The sequence below is a fragment of the Serratia sp. CoH_122_TC_1 genome (assembly GCF_058191755.1).
Window position 1 is genome coordinate 1 of the sequence record NZ_JBXWLA010000042.1, and the last position, 4,419, is coordinate 4,419.

5 protein-coding genes are annotated in these 4,419 nt (G+C 52.0%); 3 read left to right on the forward strand and 2 right to left on the reverse strand.

Annotation, left to right across the window (positions count from 1 at the left end; translation table 11 throughout):
- Nucleotides 1-999 precede the first annotated feature (999 nt).
- The 3 genes from AC2FC2_RS26690 to AC2FC2_RS26700 all read left to right on the forward strand — a co-directional run bounded on the left by AC2FC2_RS26690 (nt 1,000) and on the right by AC2FC2_RS26700 (nt 2,789).
- Nucleotides 1,000-1,341: a MobC family plasmid mobilization relaxosome protein gene (locus tag AC2FC2_RS26690; protein WP_057523873.1), complete on the forward strand. Its 342-nt coding sequence runs from the start codon at nt 1,000-1,002 to the stop codon at nt 1,339-1,341.
- Between the two features lie 677 nt (nt 1,342-2,018).
- Nucleotides 2,019-2,549 (forward strand): MbeB family mobilization protein, encoded by a 531-nt coding sequence (locus tag AC2FC2_RS26695; protein ID WP_065772211.1) that lies wholly within the window; start codon nt 2,019-2,021, stop codon nt 2,547-2,549.
- 6 nt (nt 2,550-2,555) lie between these two features.
- The gene (locus AC2FC2_RS26700; protein ID WP_055317785.1) at nt 2,556-2,789 is read left to right on the forward strand and encodes an MbeD family mobilization/exclusion protein; all 234 of its coding nucleotides are present in this window, start codon (nt 2,556-2,558) and stop codon (nt 2,787-2,789) included.
- A 100-nt stretch (nt 2,790-2,889) separates the two neighbouring features.
- Here AC2FC2_RS26700 and AC2FC2_RS26705 read toward each other — a convergent pair whose 3' ends face one another.
- Nucleotides 2,890-3,093 carry a Rop family plasmid primer RNA-binding protein gene (locus tag AC2FC2_RS26705; RefSeq protein ID WP_055317787.1) on the reverse strand — a complete coding sequence of 68 codons (204 nt, stop codon included), beginning with the start codon at nt 3,091-3,093 and terminating at the stop codon, nt 2,890-2,892.
- Nucleotides 3,094-3,202: 109 nt separating this feature from the next.
- Complete coding sequence (locus AC2FC2_RS26710) at nt 3,203-4,189, reverse strand: GNAT family protein (RefSeq protein ID WP_080479061.1); 987 nt, start codon at nt 4,187-4,189, stop codon at nt 3,203-3,205.
- Nucleotides 4,190-4,419 lie beyond the last annotated feature (230 nt).

Here is a 4,419-nt window from a genome sequence, read left to right on the forward strand (position 1 = left end):
TTTTTTCTGCGCGTAGTCTCTTGCTCAGAAACGAAAAAACCCGCCTAGGGCGGGTTTTTAAGCCAGAGCCTTGAGGTGGAACTCTCGGGTCTGGGCGGTAACTGGATCTTTAGCGGGAGACAGTCACCAAATACGTAAAGTTAGTTTAGCCTCAACTGGCCAAAACCTTCAAGTCTAATTTACGAGAAGACAACCTCCCGCAAAGTTCCCAGTTACCAATGGCTACCGCCAGTGGCGAGTTGTCGTGTCTTTCAGGGTTGGACGCAAGAAGATAGTTACCTGAACGGGCGCGGTAGTCGGACTAAACGGGGAGTTCGTGCATATAGTCCAGCTTGGAGCGAACCGCCTAACAGGAACCCAGTTGCATGGGCAGGAATGAGAAAACGCCACCACGGTAACGGAACGGCGGTCTGCAACGGGTAACTCAGGGGGGGAACAGGAGAGCGCACGAGGGAGCGACCCATCGGAAACGGTGGGGATCTTTAAGTCCTGTCGGGTTTCGCCACTCTTGATTTGAGCGCCGGTTATCGTTCGATTTCCGTGAAGCTCGTCAGGAGGGCGAAGCCTTGGGTAAAACAGCCCGGAGGGCTGCTCCTTGCCCTTTTTTTACTGCCCGGTGCAGCATTTCTCACAGGGTTATCCCTGGCTTCTGTTGATAACTTTCCGCGTTGATTTGGACCGCAACGCCCGCCGCAGTCTCACGGCAGGAGCGCAAGCGACCGAGTGAGCGAGGAGGCGTCATTTCACCTGGATTTCCATTTCCCCCTGCCACTCTTGAGTCTGTTTTACTGCATTATCATGCCGCTTTGACCTGAATCAATCACCGCCGTACCATATTAAGCCAGTATACACTTCGCTAGCTCTGCGAGCAGCTCGTGACTGGTTCAGGGCTGCGCCCCGAAACCCGCTAAAGTCAACGGCCTGACGCGCCTGCGGCTTGTCCAACCCCGACCCGCCCAGGAACGGGTTCCCGACCGTCCGGGGTTCAGAGGAGGAATGATGTCCGGTAAACGCACGAAGATGTTGACGTTATGGGTGACTGATGACGAACACGCCAGATTACTGGCGCGGTGTGACGGCAAAGCGTTAGCACGGTGGATGCGGGAAGTGTGCCTCGATGAGCGTCCTTCCCGGCGAAGCAAGTTGCCGACACTGGCGCCCGAACTGCTGCGGCAACTGGCGGGGATGGGGAACAACCTGAACCAGATAGCGCGACGGGTGAATGGCGGGCAGTGGTCGCCGCAGGACAAGGTGTCGGTGATGGCGGCGCTGATGGCCATCGATGCCGGGCTTGAGCGGGTGCGTCATGCAGCGCTGGAGAGGGTTGACGATGCTGGTTAAATTTCATGCCCGTGGCCGGGGTGGCGGCAGCGGCCCGGTGGATTACCTGCTGGGGAAAGACCGGCAGCGGGACGGCGCATCGGTGTTGCAGGGCAAGCCGGAGGAAGTGCGGGAGCTGATTGACGCCTCGCCGTACGCGAAGAAATACACGTCCGGGGTGCTGTCGTTCGCAGAGGCGGATTTGCCGGCTGGTACGCGGGAAAAGCTGATGGCGAGCTTTGAGCGGGTTCTGATGCCCGGACTGGATAAAGACCAGTACAGCGTGCTGTGGGTGGAGCACAGTGACAAGGGGCGTCTGGAGCTGAACTTTGTCATCCCCAACACCGAGCTGCTGTCCGGGAAGCGGCTGCAACCGTACTACGACCGGGCAGACCGGCCACGGATAGACGCGTGGCAGACGGTGGTGAATGCGCGGCTGGGCCTGCGCGACCCGAATGCGCCGGAGCACCGCCGGACGCTGGTGACGCCGAACAGCCTGCCGAAAGCGAAGCAGGAAGCCGCAGAAGCGATTACAGCGGGTTTAGAACAGTTAGCGGTGGCCGGGGAGCTAAAAACGCGTGAGGACGTGATACGGGCGCTGGAAGGGGCCGGTTTTACGGTGGCCCGGGTGACCAAGAGCAGTATCAGCCTCGCCGACCCGGATGGCGGGCACAATTTACGGCTGAAAGGAGCGTTGTATGAGCAGTCTTTTAGACATGGCGAAGGACACCGAGCAGAGATTGAGCGCGCAGGCGAGCGCTACCGAGGCGATGCTGAGGCGAGAGTTCAGCGAGCACGAGCGGCGTGTGAGCGAGGCATTGCGCTCAAGCGAGCAGAAAATCAGCGTCGCCATAGCCGGACATACGGAGGGTATGAACGCGGTGCTGGAGTCGCATCGCCTGAACGTGTACCGGATGGTCAGGCGCAAATGGGTCAGTATCGTGATAACGACCGGGTTACTGGTCGGGATGTGCGGGGGATATTTGTGGAGCCTGAACGACGATATTCAGACGAGCCAGAGGGAACTCAAACGGCTGAGTACGGATATCGAGGCGCAGCGCGAGACGCTGGCGAAGCTGAACGCGAAGACGTGGGGCATGACGTTTCGCGAGGACGAGAAAGGTCGGTTCCTGATATTCCCGAGGGGAACGCAGGTCGATACCGGCTGGACGCAGGGGAAGGGAAATGCGGAACGGAACGTGGTGAAGGTGAAACTGGTGAAGGATTAAATCACGATGACCGAACTGGAAACGCAGTTACTGAGCGCCTTAGAGCAGTTGCAGCAGGACTACGGGCAACGGCTGACCGAGTGGGAGAACGCCTTCGAGGCATTGCAGCGCATGTACGAACGTACCTCAGCGGAGAACCAGCAGCTGACCGGGCGAGTGGAGCAGTTGAGCACGCTTGTGAACGGCTTGAGCACGCAGGTGCAGCAATTCGCGGACCTGTACAGGCAGAACGGACGATAGCGACCGAACGTCAGCAGGAAGCGCTGCGGCATCAGCAACAGGAGCATGACCGGCTGCAGAAGGAGAAAACGCTGGAGCCGGAACGGACTCGAAGCCGGGATTACCCGGATTTGTCGCTCTGATGCTCTTCGTCATTGAAGCGGGTCTCGAGTCGACGGTAGAGGGTCTCTGCGGCCTCATGGAGTTGTTCGCAGGTGGTCGCTTCTTCGTCGAGGTCGAGCACGTCGAGTTTTTCGAGCAGCAGTAGCGACTGAGCGCGGATAAATTTTGCCATGTTGAGGGCGGCACTTTCCTGTTTTGTCATCGATTTGCTCTTTCTGGTTATTTTTTGCGCACTGCGCGTTTCTGGAATTGTGATCCGCATCACAATTCCATGAATTAGTTAGGAATTGGTTTTCGATTTTTTATCGTAGTTAAATGGTTCTAATTAATTGATAAGTCTTGCACCATCTTGATTTATAGTCATATGTATTACTTCCTAATGAAAATCGCATGTTTTTATTGTTTTTCTTGCCAATGGACATTGCTTGCTGGGTGTTAATCCACATTAACACGCTACCTATACTTAATTCTGAATATTTTAAATCAAACCCACCATTTACGACATCATAGTAGACCTGATTCAAAGATTCAGATTTTATGATTAAATCATATGCACATGCTTCCCCAGCAATTGTTAGAACATTCCCGAATAGCATGTCATGGTGTTTTTTTATAAAACCTTCAAGCATTAAAAGGTAATTGCATGGCAAGTTACTCCCCCATCGAATGGCAAAAAGCTTTCTGTAAATACTGCATATTTCATTTGGGGTGAGGTTGGATACTGGTGTTATCTCTCCTCCTGCCTTCAAAAATCTATTAAGTTCATTCCTTCTGTTTTTGATTGTTTTTTTACTGAAATCATCTCTAACAATGCATATGTCTCTTTTGTTGAAAATGGCGGGCAGCTTGTTTATTATGCAATTGCTATGTGTTGGGGAGATGTTTTTTGATTTAAATGGGATGAGTAGTTTTACTCCTTTCTTTACTGGAAATATCACCTCGGTTTCGCTTGTGAGTTTATTAAATTCGCCAAGTGAGCAAAAAATATTTTTTGAGCAAAAGAAAACCGATGAAATCAGCTCATTTCTGATTCTTTTTGATAAGAATGAAAATTCTTCTGGCGTATTATCTTGTGTGAATTTTATTATGTCAGGATGGGTGTTTACAGAACCTCCATATAATTTGTATGCCTGAGAGTACTCGTCAAGGCTAGACTTTTCCCATCCAGATAATAAATATGCGTGATTTCTAAAAGACATACAACCACTCCAATTCAATTTAAAAAATGCATAAATAGGCACTATTAAATGATGTTTTTCAAATGCAATTCTTGGCAGACTGATACGGTTATCAAGCATCGCGCTAAGTCACCAGTATTATTTGCATTCGAAACGACAAAAACGGTGTGGATCATACCAGATGAACAGGTAAAGGTGCATTTTCTGGTCTGCTACTACAATCTGCGTAGATGGCAGAACGGATGCTTGTTGAAAGGATCTTCTTGAGATCCTTTTTTTCTGCGCGTAGTCTCTTGCTCAGAAACGAAAAAACCCGCCTAGGGCGGGTTTTTAAGCCAGAGCCTTGAGGT